Raw genomic sequence first — 17,859 nt, 5'->3', positions numbered from 1 at the left:
GCAATCGGGACAAGTGACATTGTCCCGAGGGTCTGTACTAAAAACTAAGCGAGTATTTTTCACGAACCTGAGCTCTCTTGATTGGATGGATTGGGGCTGGGCTGCTCTCCCAGCTTGTGCTGAGTATACTCTTTTCCATCGAATCTAAAAAGCTGCGGGGTTTCATCCATCACCGTGGCGATGTTGACCGGTCTCTTCCAAATCTTGAAAACGTTCTTCAACGTTTCGCTCATAAAATCCGGCTGCATATCAATGCCCTCATGCAGGTGGGTCAAAAGCAACTCGCCCCGGTTTTCAAAGTTGGCATCCTCAATCCGAATAATCGGCTGACCGAAGTTCGTCATGTGGAACAACAACTGAGCTTTGATAGCCTTAAAGTCCTTGGTATCCACCTCAAACTTCTGGGTCTTTTTATTGAACTTATAAACGAACATTTTATTACGAACACAGAAGTCCTCGGTCAGGAACTGATCGATAAAGGTCACATCGTTGCAGACCTTTCTGACTTCAAAGATCTTCTCGCGCCCCAGGCCCAGCTTACGGTCCCAGTGCTTTCTTTCGCGAACGTCATCACATTCTTCCCATTCGCGACCGAACTGACCTTTGTTCCACCGGTCTTCGATATCGCGCATAAGCTCGATACCAACTTTGTATGGGTTGTAACCGTTCGGGGCCATCGCCATCGTGCCGGCGTGATGATCCGCAAAATCGATAATTTCGGAATCATTCAAAATCTTGGTCGTCATCAGCTTGGAATGCCAGTAAGACGCCCACCCTTCATTCATGGTCTTCGTCATACCCTGCGGAGAGAAGTAGTAAGCCTCATCCCGGATGATCGACAGCACGTCCTGCTGCCAATCCGTCAGCGGTGCATAGTGAATGAAGAAATTCAGCACATCCTTTTCAGGTTCACTGGGGAATCTCTGAGCCTTGGCCTGTGCTTCTTCATCCGCCTTGCGGCGTTGTTCTTCAACAAAAGAGGGCGGATTGATATAGTCGCGCATGTAAGAGCGATCCACTCTTAACAAATAGTTTGGTTCCTGCTGTGGGCGCGGCTCTTGTGCTTTAACCACAGACTTTTCCACATAGGGACTGTATCGGTCGATCAGATTTTCCAAAGACAAACAGACGTCGATAAAGTTTTCCACCACATCCTGACCATAGCGATCCATATAACGGCGGATGCGAGTCGCATGGTTGGCCATCTGATCCATCATTTTACGATTGGTCTTTGAGAACCAGATATTATTCTTAAAGAAATCACAGTGACCGTACACATGCGCCATGACCAGCTTCTGGTCCATCATGGCATTACCTTCCATCAGGTAAGCGTAACAAGGGTCCGTGTTGATCACCATTTCATAGATCTTGGAAAGGCCGTATTCATAGCTCTTCGACAGATGTTCGTATTCCATCCCGAACTTCCAGTGCGGGTAGCGCACCGGGAATCCACCATAAGCGGCAAACTGATTGATCTGATCGTAGGTAATCAACTCAAAGATTGTTTCAAAGAAGTCCAGACCCGCATCTTTGGCGATTTGGCAGATTCTTTTTCGTTCGGCTTCAAGTTCGGGTGTCAGATTAGCCATGTTCGCTCCGCTTCGCTACTTCCCTTTCCCAAGGAAGTCTTTAATGGAATCCAGGATCTTGTCGCGGTTCTCAATCTGACTGAGCGTCAGTCGTTCGTCCTCGCCAAATTCCTTTTGCAGATCTTTTAGGAACTGCCCGCTGCCATATTTACTTTCCACCTGGCCGTAACTAAAGACGTTACAGTTTGGCAGGAAGAATTCCTGCAACATCTTAATACATAGACGCGTATCTTCGCCGGACCAGTTATCGCCATCTGAAAAATGAAATGGATAAATATTCCATTCATTCACCGGATAGTCCGTCTGAATGATTTCCTGGCAAAGCTTATAAGCCGAACTGATCAGCGTTCCCCCGGATTCACTGGTACGGAAGAACGTGTCTTCATCCACCTCTTTTGCCGCGGCATCGTGAATAATGAATCGCGTTTCAAGGCCCTTGTAGTGTTTTCGCAACCACGTGTTGATCCAGAAGCTTTCCAAACGAACGATTTCTTTTTGTTCGTCACCCATACTTCCGGAAACGTCCATCATGTAAATAACCACCGCTTGAGTTTGCGGCTGTTCCACACGCTTGAAGGACTTGTACTGCATGTCCCGGCGAATCGGCAGAACCAACGGTTCTTCGGAATCATAGGTTCCGGAACCCACCATGCGCTTTAAAGCCCGCTTATACGACGACTTAAAGTGGCGAAGTCCTTCCGGACCTACCGGCGCCAAGCCCGTGAACTTTGTCTTTAAAGAATCTATATTTTTCGCACCCTTAGGCTGGATCAAAGGAAGTTCCAGTTTTTCACCCAGAATGTTGGCCAGCTCCTCCATCGACATCTCGATTTCTACAAGATGTTCGCCAGGAGCCTCCCCCGCCTGTCCCTGTCCGCCCTCACCAGGGTCACCGACATCCTGACCAGGCTGACCTTCCCCCTGACCGACGCCCCCTTGCTGTTTGGGGCCGTAGCGGAAGTTGGGGATATCGATACGAGGAAGCGGAATTTTCACAAATTCATCTTCACGCTTCCCGATCATCTCACCCTGAGAGACGTACTTGCGCAGATCCTCTTTGACCTTACCCTTAACAATCTCTCTGAATCTGTTATGGTCTTCACGTATCGACATTATTTATTCTTTACGTCCCCTCGGGCGAAGATACTTGCCACGTAATGCAAAACATCCGTAGCAGAGATTTCATCGTATCCGAAGTCCTTGATGAGACGGGTTTTAACAATATCAATTTTCTCTTGTGTGTCCTTGTCAGCAACATTGCTCACCAAAGTGGTCAGCTTGATGCTGTCCTTCTGATCCTCAAAGAGCTTCAGTTCGATGGCTTTGTGCAGACGTTCGTTCATCTTGTAATTGAACTTCTTGCCTTCCAAAGCCAGGGCCCCGATATAGTTCATAATCTCGCGACGGAAATCGTCCTTGCGGGACTCTGGAATCTCGATCTTCTCCTCGATGGATCTCATCAGACGCTCATCGGGCTCTTCGTCGTTTCCAGTGAACTGATTGCGAACTCGTTCTCTCTGCGTATAGGCTTTGACGTTATCTATATAATTAGCACACAGGCGCTGCATCGCACTTTCATCCGCGCTGATGGCTCTTTGCACTTCAGCTTTGATGATTTCTTCGTACTCTTGCATGACCACACCCAAAAGCTCTTTGAATTCGGTCTTTAGCTCCTCGTTGGCAATCAACGAGTGATTCTTCAGACCCGATTCCAGCTCCTTAAAGACCATGAACGGATTCACAGATCCTTTATTGGACTGCTGTGCCGCCACCAGGGCATTGGAAAGTTTGTCCTGAATATAACGGGCCGAAATCCCCTCAAGACCCTCGCGCACAGTTTCTTTGCGAAGCTCGCGCACGTTGTCTTCGGTATAGTTCGGCAACGTCTTACCGTTATACAGTTTTAGTTTCTGCAAGCGGGTCAAGTTGGCTTTCTTCGGCTTTTCCAGTCGGGTCAGAATCGCCCACATCGCCGCCATTTCCACAGTGTGAGGAGCAATACTGATTCCACGCACTTTCTGAGAATTGAAATCACGCTTGTAAATATTGATCTCATCTCTCCAGCGCGTGATGTATGGAATGTCAATTTTCACAGTACGGTCACGAAGAGCTTCCATGAACTCGTTGTCCTGCAGACGACGGTACTCCGGTTCATTCGTGTGACCGATAATGACCTCATCAATATGGGTCTGTGCGAACTTCTTGGGTTTCACACGGTGTTCCTGCGAAGCACCCAACAGATCATACAAGAAGGCCACATCCAGCTTCAGAACCTCGACAAATTCAATCATTCCGCGATTGGCAACGTTGAATTCTCCATCGAAGTTGAACGCCCGCGGATCTGAGTCCGATCCATATTCGGCGATCTTACGATAGTTGATATCCCCGGTAAGCTCCGTGGAGTCCTGATTCTTTTCATCCTTCGGCTGGAAGGTGCCGATCCCCACGCGGTCGGCTTCTGAAATGAACAGTCTTTTCACACGCACATGTGACAGAACCTTCATCAGATTGCCATCATATCTTTCCATCAGGGCTTTAAAGATAAAGCGTGACGGCGGACTGAGTTCCCCATCCACATGCACACGGAAGCTGCCCTCTTGTCCTTTATTGATGGAATCATAAACTGCACCACGCAGTTCTTCCGGAATCAAAAGCAGAGGCTCTTCATTCATCGGCGAGTGGAACACTTTCACACCCTTACCCAGAAGACCATCCAGCTCAAGCTTTTCATCGATCCATTCAAAGGTGTAAAGTGCGCCTTGCTTTGAGTGAGAGTAGCGCTCAAGGCCCTTCTTCAGCATGCGGCAGATGGTGGATTTCGCACTTCCCACCGGGCCGTGCAGCAGGATCACACGCTTTTCTGTTCCGTATCCCAGAGCCGCTGCCTTTAAGACGTTCACCAATTTCATCAACTGCACATCCAAACCGAAGACAGCATCTTTGCCGTTGTTATGGACATCGTCGAAGAACTTATAGCGAATCACTTCTTTTTTGAAGTCGATGTAAGTTTCCGTGCCTTCTTCAACGATCATGTCATACATTCGCTGATAGGCATTTCTTGTGATTTTCGGATTTTGTTTTACCAGGTCGAGATATTCCTCGAAGGTACCACTCCAATGCTCTTTGGCATGAGTGCTTGAGTTTTGCCAGTTGGCGACCAGTGATTGCAGATCAAACTTCGAGGCCATATTCTCTCCCCAAGGTGATTGGTGACACACCTACTCTGTTAGAGTATGCCTCATTACTAGACGGTTAACGAGTTTTTTAATTTAGTTGTATTGCTTTGAACCCCTGAGGCTGTCTCAAGGTGAAAAGATCTGATTTGAACTGGACCTCAGTCTTGGGCGCAGAGAAAAGCCACTGCATTTCAAATTGCGGTGCCGTAATCACAACCTTCTTCTGTCCCTCTTTTCGATCCAGCCACTCGACACGGGTCCTCTTGGTCAAATTCTCACATTGATAAATCAGGCCTGCCGGATCCAGTCCGCATTTCCAACCAGGCCCACGCACGGGCTCATCAAATGCGATATTTGTCAGATTCATGGGATGCAGGGGCATGCCCACCACATTCAGGAAGGCGCGCTCAGAATTGCGACCGTAATAAAAGGCCTTCTGAGGATAAACAGCATAAGAGATCTCAGACGGACTCATCACGAGACTTGCAACCTGAAACCCCAGCAAAGCTGTGATTTCAAAACGCGCTCTTTCGTTCTTTATCGCAAAGATATCTATATTCAGAGATTGGGTTTTGTTTTCTTTCTGATTCTTGATCAACGCCTTGGTTTCCCACTGCGCTTTCTGAAAAGAACCCTCCTTCACCATCTTCGTGACACATCCGGAAAGGAAAAGGGTTAATACGATCATGAAAAAAGCATTGAACCTGTTCATCATTGCCTTAGCATAGAGAAATGAATTCCCTTAAACAAGCCTTGATTCAATTAAAAGAAGACTGGCGCAACAGCCTTCTTTTAGGGTGTATTGCCACTATATTCGTTCTGCTGGTGCGTTTTGTGCCTTATGTAAGCGCTTTCCTGATCTCCTTGGGTTTGCTCTTTCTTCAGGAAGTCAGCAATCAGTACTCTCAAACCCGGAAGTGGCCTCAGAACTTTTCTTTCCTTAAACAGCATCTGCTGTCGTTTGTGGTCACTGCGCTGATCCTTTTGCCCACCAGCGCCCTTCTGGGGTCCGCGATGGGACTATTGCAAAGCCCTCAGAACTTTTTGCAGACGGTCCCACTATCATTAGGCCTTCTGATCCTGGCATTATACTTCTATCTGATACTGAATCACGCCTTGCGCTTAAGTATGGAAAGCGGCACCTCGCTGGCCAAGTCGATTGATGTGGCGGCTCTGGCCTCTGTCAAAAAATTCAAAGACTACTTTCTAGTCAGCTTCTATCTTGGTGTCGCTGTCCTGCTTGCAGGACTGCTCTGGGGCCTTGGCTTTATCATCGCCCTGCCCTTTGTCTTTTTTGCCACCAACTATATCTATGCCCACATCAAAAGTTCAGGCGTCTTAAATAAAAATCCCGCATAAATGCGGGATTTTTCATCTGAATTTTCGCTTTAATTATTTTTCGGTGTGTTCTGCGATTGGCTTATCAACAGATGCTGGCAGGCGAGGCGCGCCGTTCAGCTCTTGCTTTTCAATCGCAGTGATTTTGCTGCGGATCTCTTGAACCTTTTTCGTGTCGGTTTCAAGGTCAGCGGCCTTCTTGTACATTTTCTTGGCTTTATCCACCATGGACTGCTTGTAGTAAGCATCACCCAAGTGTTCTGCAATAATGCTCACCGTGGACTGATGTTTGTGAGCGGCTTCCAGGAACTTCACCGATTCGGAATACTTGGATTGTTTGTACAAGATCCATCCCAGTGTATCCAGGATGTAGCCGTCCGTAGGCTCTAGCTCCAAAGCCCGACGAGCCAGCTTTTCTGCCTCTGGAAGTTTGACGCCCATTTCAGCCCAGGTGAACGCCAGATAGTTCATACCCTGAACATGATTTGGATCCAATTCCAGCACCTTTTGCATTTCCTCCACGACCACATCTTTGTTGCCCATGCGATCGTTGATTGTTCCATAGTAGAATCGCAACTGCGCATTATCCGGGAACTTCTGCAGACCTTGCTCCAAAGTTTTGGATGCATTCTTGTAATCACCTTTTTCATCCAGCAAAGAAGCATACATCGCAAAGACCTGCGGCTGATCCTGGCGAGATTTCAAGCCTGCCGCCGCCACCTCGATACCTTCATCCAAGCGACCCAAACCTTTTAGAAGGTAAGCAGCATGAACAACGGATTCACCGTAATAGGTGCTGGACATCGGGATCTTGCGATATTCTTTTACAGCCTTTTCATGCTGACGAGTTTCCTCATACACTGCCGCCAGATAGAAGCGAACCTTGTCAGACTCTGGAGCATCCTTCAGAATTTCTTCCAGTTTCTGCACGGCTGTATCGTAGCGCTTTTGTTCAATCAGGATCAAAGCCATCTTCATGCGCACATTCAGTGGCTCATCAGAATCGCTTTCCATCACTTCCAATTGGGCATAGGCATTTTCATAGTCGCCGCGCTCAATATAGATTTGCGCCAAAACCTCGGCCACACGCGGGCTGGGGGTGTTTTCCTTTTGGAAAGAACGATAAAGGCTGACCGCCTTGTCTTCATTTTTCTGTTTTGAATAAAGCACACCCAAAGACAATACGGCGTCGGCAAAATCAGGCTTTAGCTCCAAAGCCTTCTTGAAAGAGGCTTCGGCCACTTTAGCGAACTTTGCCTCAGACTGTTCCATACGAACGCGGCCGATGTAGTAGTGCGCCAGATACGGAGTTGTGTATTCCGGATTCTTCAGCAAGGTTTCGAAATACTTTACGGCCTTGTCTGATTGTTTTTGCTCAGAATACAGCGCCCCAATGTACAACGGAGCTTCCGTGTTATCCGGTTGAAGCTTCATCACCGTGTGATATTGCTCCATCGCCTTTGGATAGACTTTCAGGGACGAATATAAACCACCCAACAACAGGTGGGCGTCCACATTCTTCGGATCCTTCTTCACGGCCTCTTCCGCCTGCGCCAAGGATTCCGTGATCATACCCTGCTTCAGGTATTCCGCAGCCAGACGCATATTCACCGCAGGAGAATTGGTGTCATAAACCAAAACCATCTTGAAGGATTCAATAGCCTTCTGGGAGTTGCCTTCCAGTGCGTAAGCCTCACCCATCGCGAAGTAGTAATCGGCCTGAGTGCGCATATAGAGCGGATCTAATGTGCTGCCGCCATCCAAGGAAAGCACTGCGGGAGCAAAGGAAGCCGGAGCCCGGTTTTTATCGTCAAAAGACGCCTCAAAATACGGAGCCTTGTCTGAGTCATTCGAAGTGAATGTCGCACAAGCCGTGAGGGAAAGAAGAAGCGGAGCGATTATCGCGGTCCTAGTGTATGGAAACATTAGATCTCCTTGGTCACTAGGCTGATCGGCTTTTTATGAGATTTGCTTGATGCAACTTAAACGGGCAGAATGGAATCACGACCAAGATCGCGCTCCACCGGCAGTCTAGTTATGAGACACACTCAACAGGACCCCGATGTCGTCCCCTTCATAAAGGGGCTGGTTGTCCAGGGGCTTGTCTTCATCATCCAACGACGCAGTTTCGATTCTCTGATTTGGCCCGGTGGACCAGACCAGGATGCGGATCTTTCCCGTCTTGGCTTCGGTCGACAAAATGCGATAACGATACGGCTGGCCCCATGGGTCGGTGCCCATTGTGCCCGTGCTTCTCAGGTTTTCCGGGGAAAGACCTGCTTCCTCGGAAAGTGAAGCTGGAAGCCGTCCTGAAGGCTGCTCCCCCATATTTTGGGTTTTTGCTGCTTCGCGGTAAATTTGTACAACTTGATAGCCCACAACCTCTGCTTTTTGACGAGCTTTCTCAGTTCGAGCGTCCTGAACCTGACGATTCCAAGGAGTTGCGATTATCGCCGTGGAAAAGCCCACAAGGCCCAGTAGGGCCAAGACTCCAGAGGACTTAAACTCTTGTTTTTGCTCGTTTTTCATCAATTTTCTTTCCGAAAATAAGGGACGTCATTTAACATTTCGGCGGCCTTTGGAAAAAACTTTAGACAAAGGTCTGTAAAATCTTAGAAAACTAATGGCTATTTGCAGAAAAAATAACGCCTAGAGTCTTTTCTTTTGATTTTAGGACCCCTTGACAAGGGGTGGCGGCAGGGATAGGTTGCGCCCATCTGCAAGGGGACGCCGAATCATAAGGCACCGTTAACCCCTTGGGACTTTGGGGAAATTTCAAATTGGGAGGCACTTTTGATCAACCAAAACGAAACTATGACATCTAAGCCAAATTCTAAAGTTAAAATCATCAAGCGCTATCAGAACCGCAAACTCTACGACACTCAACAAAGCTGCTATGTGACTTTGGACGATATCGCTAAGATGATCCGCACTAACGAAGAAGTGATGGTTATCGACAACAAGTCTAAAAATGACATCACTGCTGCGACTCTGACTCAGATCATCTTCGAAGCTGAAAAGAAAGCATCTCAATACGCTCCTCTTTTCACACTGCGTGAGATCATCCAGAACGGTAACGGCAGCATCTCTGGTTACTTGGCTAAACTTGGCGCGTTCCCTCAGGACTACATGACCAAGCAACAAGTAAACACAGTTGTTGAAAACGCTTCTACTGACAGCGTTAAACAAAACTTGGAAAACCGCGTTGCAACTGCAGCGACTCGCTACAACACAGACACTACTGCTAAAGTAGCTGCTGAAAAAGCGACTGTACTTCCAGGTCTTCAGCAAGACGACGAAACTCCAAACCTGCCAGGCACTTCTTTGTTGAACAACTAAGAAGACCTTCCAGCAAGGGTTTCAAAAAAGGCTCCGCAAAGCGGGGCCTTTTTTATTTTTCTTAACAGAATTAACGAGAACAGCTGAAAGACTGTGTTCTACCGTAGCTATTTCAGCGATCGCCAGATCACGAATTTCTTCTGACCGGCTTTGATTTCCACGTCACGGGAATCAAGACCTTCCCCGGTGGCTGTGTTGCTGTAGTCCACACCTTCCAGGCGGAACTTGTAGGTTCCCGCGCGCAACGGCACACGGATGATTTGAATAGTCTGTGGCAGGAAAGACCACTGTCGCACATCCGCGCGATCGGCCACCAACAACGCGATGTAAGCCAAATCCCCCAAGGCCTGATTCTGCTGACGGATCTGATCTGATAGAACCGCTTTGGTCGCAATCCCGCCCATCCGTTTGGCAAACAAGATTCCGTAGTCCTCTTCCAGGGTTTTCATTGCGGCGGACTGCACATCATAAACCTCGCGGCTTAACAGCGGCTCGATTTGGCTTGATAGATACAGCCGTGCCCTTTGAGTCTGACTGCGCACCGGCACCAGCGTCGGCAAAGTGTGCCCGTTGTTTTTACCCGCGGATTTTCTCGGTCCCCAACCCTGTTGATAAATGATCACGAGCTCTCCATTGGAGCGGTCATACCAAGAGTCTGATTCCACAACGTCAGGGAATTTCTTTTTCCAGTCTTTGTAACTGTCCATGCGACGGGCCAGCTTCGCCGAACGAATCAGGTCCTCGCGGATCGTGGAAATGGACGGGTCAATTTTGTAGGCTTCCGCGTAAGCGATATAAGCATCATCATAACTGCGGCTGGCTTCCCAGATCACGGCAGACAGATACTTACTAAACGAGTTCAGTTCAAACGCCTGCTTTTCGTCGGCGCGGTATTTCAGATATTTTTCATTAATACGACGAGCTTCAACCAAAGCATCATCCAACTGTCCCATCTGCAGGAAGTTCATCGCCAGATACGCATTGATAAAGATCTTTTCGAAGGTGTCGCCCTTGTACTGAACCATTTCCTCACTCAACGCCAAAGATCCGGCGATGCGCGACACCGACTGATAGTCGACCAGTTCAGCCAGGCGATCCGCCTGCATGAAAACCTGATTGCTTTCTTTTAGTTTTCCCGCCACCTGCAAAGTCACAGCATAATCCAACAAATACACCAACTGATCATCACTGGATTTTTCGGCCAATGACTTAAGATCCTCGATGGCTTTTGAGTATTCGTGACGAACCAATGCTTCGCGCGCTGGTTGCACCTTAACCTGATAAGTGGCGCAACCCAAAAGAGGCAAAACTAAAAAAAGACCCATGACAGGCATGAGTCTTTGAGCAATCCGCTTCATCAATTATAGACCAATGGATTTCTTTTTGAAGGTTTTACGAATCTGCTTCTGGTCAGACCAGGTGATCATGCTGCTTTTCAGGTTCGTCAGATTCAAAGTCAGTTTGTAGTAGACAGACTTGTCTTTGCCTACTTCTTGAACGATGGAATCCAAACGTCCGTTGATGATGAAGTCAGCACCCACTTGGCCACCTGGACCTTTTTTGCTGGTTTCTTCCACCATGCCGGAATTCTGATAGTTGTATTCATCGGCGATATCCTGACGCGCTTCTTTGTCGATAAAGCCCACCTTGCCGGATTTCATCAGCTCAACACGAACCATATCCATGATGCTTTGAGTATCGATGTGTTCGCTGGTTTTGTTCTGCAAGTTTGTCACCATAACCACCGGCATTTTCTTAGCGCTATTGATGGCTGGAGAACTCATCAAGCTGGCAACCAGATCTTGAACGGCTTTTTGCATATCTGTTTCGGACCATTGGTCATTCAGCAGATTTTCACGGTTTACGTCATCGTACTGGCCTTTAACAAAGGCTTTCGGACCACAACTGGTCATCGCCAAGAAAGAAAGAGCCACAGCTGCGAAAGTCAGATTCTTTTTCATATTACCTTCCTGTCCCTTTGGACACTTCCAAAGTCTATGCTCGGGGACTTTCAGACGCAAGTCATGCCCCCCCGTTTCAGGACGGCTGTCCAAAATCCGACCATCAGCTTGCTCCTACTTACGCCCTGCTTCCCTTATATATTGCAATACAGACCTTCATGAAAGAAGTCGCCACAAGTCTCCAAGCCTATGAATCCCTTCGCCCCCACATCAATCCTTATGCCGAGGAACTTTGGCTTCTGGCTTTGGACTCACAAATGAATTTGATCCGAAAAGAGATGGTGTTTCGAGGAACCGCTGACTATTGCCTTATTCATCCCCGGGACATTTTTCGGATTCTGATTGCCTCTAATGCCAGCTCTTTTATCCTGGCCCACAATCATCCCAGCAACAGCGCGCTGCCGTCCGAACAGGATTTGGTCCTCACACGAAAAATTCACCAACTGTCTTTGTTATTTGAAATTCCCCTGAATGATCATCTGGTCCTCTGCACAAGCAGCTACTTCAGCATGGCTGATCATGGATACTTTAAGAAATGGAAGCGAACAAGGAGCTCTCAGGTTCTTTACTGAATCGCTTCCAAAGTGCTTTGATACTGATTGTTGCTCGGGTTGCGAATCGGCGTCACCGACAGAACGCGGGACAAGTCCTCACTCAGAATGATTTTATAACCACCACGACGGGCATTTTCAACGAACTGTCGTGCGTATTCTTCCTTATAAGCCTGCGAGTACTCTTGCGCTTGCTCCGCATTGAACAGTTCTTTCTGAACGATGTCGTGAGGTGAAAGGGCCTCTTCATGACGAGCTCCGCGCCCCAGCTCTTCTGCCAGCTCTTGCGCACGAGTATCCATGGAAAGATCCAAACGACGGTCGTTTTCGTAAGCAGCCTGTGCTTTGGTTTGACTGAAGTCACTATTCATCAGTTGTGCATTTTCCACCTGCATGCGCTGACGGGCCATTTCCATCTTTTCATTGGTCAGCATCAAATGTCTGTTGACTGACTTCTCGAATTTTTCAGATTTTACTGCGGCTGGTGTCCCGGCAACTTTTTGGGGCGCATCAGATGTACCCAAATAGACAAAAACCATCGCGGCTGCCCCAACAAAGAGCAACAAAGCCAACCACATGGAGTTTTCTTTTTCAGTCTTTTGCGAATCCATAAAAACCTTATCGGAGTTCCCTAAACAAATCTAAAGAGCTCCATCTCTCACTTTGAAACGCTCCGTCGCTAACCGTTCCGGTATCTTCCGGCTTCTAATGATCAAGACTTGGTAAAAATATGAGTCTGATTTCTATAATAATGTTCAGGACCAGCTCAACACTAGGTCTAACCCGAAGAGGTGATCGGAATTTACGGCACAAACGTCAAAGTTTTAGACAGCATTTAGGTCTTATTAATCAAATTACAGTGAATCCATGTCGGGCACAAAACGTGAAGTAAAGAAACTGTCAATGATGACAACCTCCCCCCTCCACTTAGTGAAAGGAACTCTTGTATGAAAATGTTCAAAACTCTAGCTGCTGTGAGTGCTCTTGTTGTATCCACAAATGCGTTTGCCGCAAGCTCCGGTCAGCTCCTGATTACCGGAACTGTTGCTGAAACAACTTATCTGTCTTTGACAGCCACGGGAACCGATCCCCTTGAAAATGTGGATCAGACCCTGAACGTTGACGACATCGTTAACGGTGCAGCGACTCAGTTGTCGTTCGCAAACATCATGCACGAAATTTCCAACTCGACAGCGGGTTACAAAATCACATTGTCATCGGTGAACGCTGGTGAATTGCAAGGTCCGGGCACCAGTAAAGTAAAGTACTCCTTGGACTATAACTCGGCAAAAATCGGCATTTCCAACTGCGCTCTTACCAGCTCCTGCACAGCCTCTTCCGGTGCGCTGACTGCGAAAACAAGCAGTGCCGTTTCTGTCAATGTTAAGGCAACCTCCACTGCGGCTGAAATCGCGGCTTTACAGTCTGGTGTTTACTCAGACACAGTCACTGTAACCATTGAAGCTCTTTAAGAAGTTCTGAATAGGCTGAGTAGGCAAAAGCCGGTCTTTTGAGGCCGGCTTTTTTATTGATTGGATTGAATAGTCAGATTGATCGTATCCTGATAAGAACCCTGGGACTTGCCGGTGGTATTCCCGATAATGATCTCAACCGGATTGACCAGTCCGCTCGCGGGTGAAGCCCCTGAACCCGAGGCAATCAGTGTCCACCAAGGAATGGCGATGACATTTCCGTTGATCTTGAAAGTATAATCAATCGTATCTGTGCCCCCGACCTTCTTCAACTTTCCGCCATTGTCTGTCCAGGCATACAAAGAAAATCCAGCATTGTACTTCAAAATAATATCCGCCGTTCCCTTCGCCCCGGTGACAAGTCCATTAGCAAAGTTCATTGTGTGTGTGGTTTTGTTGATATCAAAAGAGCCGCCAGAGGAAACCACGGAAATATCGGCCTTGCGATGAGACCCAAAAGTTAACGTTTGTGAGTGTGACGCCACCAGGGTGGCATTATTCACGGGCCCTTGATATAACCTGACCGTCAACGTATCGACATAGGTGCCCGCCGCTCTCCAGTCATTGCTTGTATCGATGGAAATTGTGTATGAATGCGTTTGCGTATTATACGAATTATTCCCCTGAAGTTTATCACAGATAAAATCACCGCAAGAAACCCCTTCGGGAAACTTCTTCAGAATCTGCATGCCAGAGGCATCCTTTGAAACCTGATAAGGCCACGTGTTAGAAGCGAATTTCAAGGAACGTGTCGTATAAGAAGTTGAAGAACCATAATCAAACGTCAAAAAATAGTTGCAGGCCCCTTTGGTGGTGTCGCCATTGACGACCACTCCGAAGGTTTCCTTCATGCTGCCACCGGTCTGAAAGTAAGGCGCTGGCTGGGTCAGATAAAATCCCATATCAGAGCAGGCCTCGACCAACTCTGCGAAGAACAAGGGTAACGCCAGGAAAAGAATCCACTTTTTCATTATCGCGTCTCCTGAGGTTTCAGCTTAACGGTTTCAACTATCAGCATTTTTTCCGCCTGCTTAGGCACTTCGAACATAAAGCCTTCCAATCCGGCCCGATCCGTCACAACCTTGTAGGTGCCAGGCTCAAGCCCCTCAATAAGGAAGCGGCCTTCTTTGTTGGTGAAGAACGAGTTATCCACCAACGTTCCCCGGGAATCAAATACGTCTCCCGCCGCATAGGACAGGGGTTCGCCTGACGGAAGAAGAACCTGTCCCTTCACCATGACCTTCTTAGTAATCTTCACATCCAGCAGCAAGCCACTTCGATAAGTTAACTGAGTTCCATAGAACTCCTGATCCATCAAATACCCCACAGGCAGCGATGTCGAATCCACATTAAGAGTGTTTCGGTAATAGGCTGATTGATCGCGCAGCACCACGGTCTTTCGCGGACCTAACTGAGCCTGACCACGATCTCCCGTCGGATTGATTATCAGCGATTGATCCTGATCCAGCTGATCTGAATGAATCAACACAAAGCTGTCACTGATAGGCTGAGTAAAGGCCGCTCGATTCCCCACCCAGGCTATCCCGGTATTTAAGCCCACGGATGAAACATTCGACTGCTGACCATCTTGATCAAAGTTGATGTGATCCAATCTTATACTGGCTGGTTGAGTCAGATATTCGGCAGAGAGGCTGCGTGAATTCTTATTGTCACTATTTTGCAAAGAGGCATTCCAACGATAGTCATCGTACTGGTAGCGATTATGACGATGAACCGCCAGATTGGTCGTCTTCTCAAGCGAATCATGATAAGCGCTGGCACTATGCAGGCCCTGGGATTCATTCCAGAAGAAAGATAGCAGTAACCGGTCTTCTTCTTTGTTTTGCATCGTCTTGTTATAGGCGATTTCAAGACGCATCTGTCGGCGTACAGGGATTGTCAAATTTCCACGATAAATCCGCTGATCTTCCTGGTTGGCAAACTGCAAAGCTCCGGCTCCGACTCCCAACAACCACGACGAGTCAAAGCGATAGTTCAGTTGCGTGTCATAGCGTCTGAGGTACTTCTGCGTATCCAGGGACGAGATCCCTGCGACGACGGGGCTGAAATCGCGATCTTGATTTTCAGCTTCTAGCATAAATAACACGGGCATCTGATGCCCCATAATCTTATCCAGGGACCGATAGGTCAGGCGTTGCGCAAATCCCGTCTTCTGCGAAGACTCTGAACCTTGCGCCATCTGCATTGACAGATATCCCCAAGGACTCACTCCAGAAACCTCTCCACCCAGCAACAGTTGCGAAAAATAGCTTTGATAGTTCATGCCGACCGTCAACTGATCGGTGATACCTCGCCGATGAAACAGACTGACAAAGACCGCTGAATTATCATAGGCCCGATCACCACCTGACACCTGCCACGGCATGCCTGCCGCATAAGAAAACTCTTGAATGTCCTTAGCCAGAAGACTGTTTTCATAAAGTAGCGAGAAGTCATAAACTTCCTCTTGCCCAAGGTCGTCTTTGACCTTGATCCGCACACTGCTTTGGCCGCTTGCCAAAGGAAAGTCGCGAATATTAAAGACTCCGGGGCTTAGACGCAATTGACTGAACAACAGTCCATTCACGTAAATTTCAACGATTGAGGATCGCTTGATAATAATCTCTGTGCTGCTTAAAGGAGTCAGAGTTTTGTACGGCTGAATGGAAAACTCTCGGCTTGCCGCCACACCGGCCAATGATGGTGAAATCTGAAATCCCACCGAGCGAAGAGTGAGGTCTCCCAGAGTATAACGGACCATATTCGCTTCGTCGTCATGACGAATTCGCGTGTCCTGACGACGCCATTTGTCCGTTCCGTCTTCTTGGAAATCCGCGCTGGACTCCAGGACAACGCCCCTGACATTTTCCACCAATTCCACATTACCGGTCATTCCACGTCGCTTGTTTTCGATCTCACTTCCATATTGCCAGGATTGCTGAGTCCTCAGATTCAGATATCCACTGTGTTCGGACGGTCGCAGATACTTTTTATTTTCAAACTCAATGAAATTCAGATCCACCGTCTGTGGCTTGCGATGCTTCGAAGGAAGATCCAAACGCAATTCCAGACTTGGAGGATCAAATGACACTGAAAAGCCCGCAGCCTCGAGATCCTTTAATGTCAAAACGCCCTGCGGACGCACACTTTGCTGCAATTTCAAAAATAATTCATCTTTCAGGACAGGCTGGATGGCCATAAGCAGTGGTGCTGCTTCGACCGAAAACTGGTCCGCATCCTCACGGGGGAAAAGCCAAGCCTCCGCAAGTGATCTTCCATCCAGCACCAAAGGAGCCATCAAAAAAGGCTTCTCAAGATTGGGGCGAGCTTGTGCCAAGTTAGCGAGCGGGCCCAGGATCAGAAAAATAAGAACGTACCAGAACTTCTTCAATTATCAGATTCCTTCAACGTCAGTTCAGCTTTCAATTCCTGATTTGCAGGGACTTCTTTTACAGTATCCAGCTCAACAGAAGCCACATCCCCCGGCAAAAGATTGATGGATTCAATTTCCTTTTTGCTGGTTAGATCCAGCAGAACTGTCTCTGCAGCCTTGATCTTAAGACCTTTAAAAAGCAGTACCCGATGAGCATTACCTTCATTGGCAAAAGTCACGGTCACCTTCTTGGGTCCTGACTTCTTTACTTGTTTGACGACCACCTGGGCCTGCGCGCCCTCAGGAGTCACGTAAGCAGAGGCTACATACTGCAATAAAAACTTCAGATTGACTGATGTCTTCTTCGGAGCAGAGTTCTTTTCACGAAAATCCACTGGCAACTGGGAGGCCACCAAGCGATAGGCCTTTTCCTTTCCATCCGTGATCTGTCCTGCCCATGACACGCGAACATTTCTTTTTTCTTTCGGAAGAAGAACCACCTGCTCTGGATAAATGGCAAAGTCTTCCGTTTTTGTTCGGACTTCTTCGCCTTTTTTGTTGGTGGATCGCGCAAAGGCTTCAATCTGCACCGGCAGCTTTTCGTCACCGGGATTTTCTATGACAAGCACTTGTGTGGAGCGCGGGCCCGACGGAGTAAACTCCACCACCATCGGCGAAAAACGAAAGGCCCATGCTGAAAATGACGGAAGGAAAAGTAAGATAGCAATCGACTGAAGAATGATTTTTGTCATACCTCTTAATAATAAGAGGTGTTTTAAGAGCGATGAAGAACTCATCAATCAAATTTTAACAACTGGCCTTAAGGCGCTTCAACACGCACGACGGAAGCGGGCGCGCGTTTATCCACTACGACTTTCAGGTGAGGAGAGTTTTTGGATATGTGCAACTTTCCATTTTCTGCCTTGATGTCGACCTTCTCCGGAACTTTTCCGCTAAGGTGAATTTTTCCATCTCCGGCCATGGCCAGTGAACAGAACAAAGTCAGAATTGCAGTTGCGACAAGAAGTCTCATGCATTTCTTGTCGGCGTTGCTGGACCA

17 protein-coding genes are annotated in these 17,859 nt (G+C 47.9%); 4 read left to right on the top strand and 13 right to left on the bottom strand.

The window, feature by feature from the left end; translation table 11 throughout:
• Window positions 1-59: 59 nt before the first annotated feature.
• The 4 genes from ACZ50P_RS01005 to ACZ50P_RS00990 form a co-directional block, all read right to left on the bottom strand.
• Entirely contained in the window at window positions 60-1,589 is a 1,530-nt protein-coding gene (locus ACZ50P_RS01005; protein ID WP_464119545.1) for a SpoVR family protein, read from the bottom strand.
• Window positions 1,590-1,604: 15 nt separating this feature from the next.
• Window positions 1,605-2,702 (bottom strand): DUF444 family protein, encoded by a 1,098-nt coding sequence (locus ACZ50P_RS01000; protein WP_464119543.1) that lies wholly within the window; start codon window positions 2,700-2,702, stop codon window positions 1,605-1,607.
• Window positions 2,702-4,777, bottom strand: a complete 2,076-nt coding sequence (locus ACZ50P_RS00995) for a PrkA family serine protein kinase (protein WP_464119541.1) — start codon at window positions 4,775-4,777, stop codon at window positions 2,702-2,704. Before ACZ50P_RS00995 ends, ACZ50P_RS01000 begins: the two co-directional genes overlap by 1 nt.
• A gap of 76 nt (window positions 4,778-4,853) precedes the next feature.
• Window positions 4,854-5,453, bottom strand: coding sequence for a hypothetical protein (locus tag ACZ50P_RS00990; RefSeq protein WP_464132819.1), 600 nt, complete (start codon window positions 5,451-5,453; stop codon window positions 4,854-4,856).
• Between the two features lie 44 nt (window positions 5,454-5,497).
• On the opposite strand from ACZ50P_RS00990, the gene ACZ50P_RS00985 reads away from it, so the two are divergent.
• Entirely contained in the window at window positions 5,498-6,124 is a 627-nt protein-coding gene (locus ACZ50P_RS00985) for a hypothetical protein (protein WP_464119537.1), read from the top strand.
• A 33-nt stretch (window positions 6,125-6,157) separates the two neighbouring features.
• On the opposite strand, the gene ACZ50P_RS00980 is transcribed toward ACZ50P_RS00985, so the two are convergent.
• Together ACZ50P_RS00980 and ACZ50P_RS00975 are read right to left on the bottom strand one after the other, a co-directional pair.
• Window positions 6,158-8,029: a tetratricopeptide repeat protein gene (locus ACZ50P_RS00980; protein WP_464119535.1), complete on the bottom strand. Its 1,872-nt coding sequence runs from the start codon at window positions 8,027-8,029 to the stop codon at window positions 6,158-6,160.
• Between the two features lie 105 nt (window positions 8,030-8,134).
• Window positions 8,135-8,632 (bottom strand): hypothetical protein, encoded by a 498-nt coding sequence (locus tag ACZ50P_RS00975; protein ID WP_464132817.1) that lies wholly within the window; start codon window positions 8,630-8,632, stop codon window positions 8,135-8,137.
• A 285-nt stretch (window positions 8,633-8,917) separates the two neighbouring features.
• On the opposite strand from ACZ50P_RS00975, the gene ACZ50P_RS00970 reads away from it, so the two are divergent.
• Complete coding sequence (locus ACZ50P_RS00970; protein ID WP_231839234.1) at window positions 8,918-9,442, top strand: polyhydroxyalkanoate synthesis regulator DNA-binding domain-containing protein; 525 nt, start codon at window positions 8,918-8,920, stop codon at window positions 9,440-9,442.
• 107 nt (window positions 9,443-9,549) lie between these two features.
• On the opposite strand, the gene ACZ50P_RS00965 is transcribed toward ACZ50P_RS00970, so the two are convergent.
• Window positions 9,550-10,767 carry a COG3014 family protein gene (locus ACZ50P_RS00965; RefSeq protein ID WP_464132815.1) on the bottom strand — a complete coding sequence of 406 codons (1,218 nt, stop codon included), beginning with the start codon at window positions 10,765-10,767 and terminating at the stop codon, window positions 9,550-9,552.
• 36 nt (window positions 10,768-10,803) lie between these two features.
• Window positions 10,804-11,403 carry a penicillin-binding protein activator LpoB gene (gene lpoB / locus ACZ50P_RS00960; RefSeq protein WP_464119529.1) on the bottom strand — a complete coding sequence of 200 codons (600 nt, stop codon included), beginning with the start codon at window positions 11,401-11,403 and terminating at the stop codon, window positions 10,804-10,806.
• A gap of 158 nt (window positions 11,404-11,561) precedes the next feature.
• On the opposite strand from lpoB, the gene ACZ50P_RS00955 reads away from it, so the two are divergent.
• Window positions 11,562-11,975: a JAB domain-containing protein gene (locus ACZ50P_RS00955; RefSeq protein WP_464132813.1), complete on the top strand. Its 414-nt coding sequence runs from the start codon at window positions 11,562-11,564 to the stop codon at window positions 11,973-11,975.
• On the opposite strand, the gene ACZ50P_RS00950 is transcribed toward ACZ50P_RS00955, so the two are convergent.
• The gene (locus ACZ50P_RS00950; protein ID WP_464132812.1) at window positions 11,969-12,565 is read right to left on the bottom strand and encodes a hypothetical protein; all 597 of its coding nucleotides are present in this window, start codon (window positions 12,563-12,565) and stop codon (window positions 11,969-11,971) included. The genes ACZ50P_RS00955 and ACZ50P_RS00950 overlap by 7 nt on opposite strands.
• Window positions 12,566-12,901: 336 nt before the next feature.
• On the opposite strand from ACZ50P_RS00950, the gene ACZ50P_RS00945 reads away from it, so the two are divergent.
• Window positions 12,902-13,426 (top strand): hypothetical protein, encoded by a 525-nt coding sequence (locus tag ACZ50P_RS00945; RefSeq protein WP_464132811.1) that lies wholly within the window; start codon window positions 12,902-12,904, stop codon window positions 13,424-13,426.
• Between the two features lie 53 nt (window positions 13,427-13,479).
• Here ACZ50P_RS00945 and ACZ50P_RS00940 read toward each other — a convergent pair whose 3' ends face one another.
• From ACZ50P_RS00940 to ACZ50P_RS00925, 4 genes are all read right to left on the bottom strand, one after another.
• Window positions 13,480-14,397, bottom strand: coding sequence for a hypothetical protein (locus ACZ50P_RS00940; RefSeq protein ID WP_464132809.1), 918 nt, complete (start codon window positions 14,395-14,397; stop codon window positions 13,480-13,482).
• Complete coding sequence (locus tag ACZ50P_RS00935) at window positions 14,397-16,817, bottom strand: fimbria/pilus outer membrane usher protein (protein ID WP_464132807.1); 2,421 nt, start codon at window positions 16,815-16,817, stop codon at window positions 14,397-14,399. Before ACZ50P_RS00935 ends, ACZ50P_RS00940 begins: the two co-directional genes overlap by 1 nt.
• Window positions 16,814-17,551: a fimbria/pilus periplasmic chaperone gene (locus ACZ50P_RS00930; RefSeq protein ID WP_464132805.1), complete on the bottom strand. Its 738-nt coding sequence runs from the start codon at window positions 17,549-17,551 to the stop codon at window positions 16,814-16,816. Before ACZ50P_RS00930 ends, ACZ50P_RS00935 begins: the two co-directional genes overlap by 4 nt.
• Before the next feature lie 68 nt (window positions 17,552-17,619).
• Entirely contained in the window at window positions 17,620-17,832 is a 213-nt protein-coding gene (locus ACZ50P_RS00925; RefSeq protein ID WP_464119515.1) for a hypothetical protein, read from the bottom strand.
• Window positions 17,833-17,859: the final 27 nt, after the last annotated feature.

The sequence above is a fragment of the Bdellovibrio sp. CKG001 genome (genome assembly GCF_055397465.1).
This window is presented reverse-complemented; position numbering and strand designations above follow the sequence as displayed.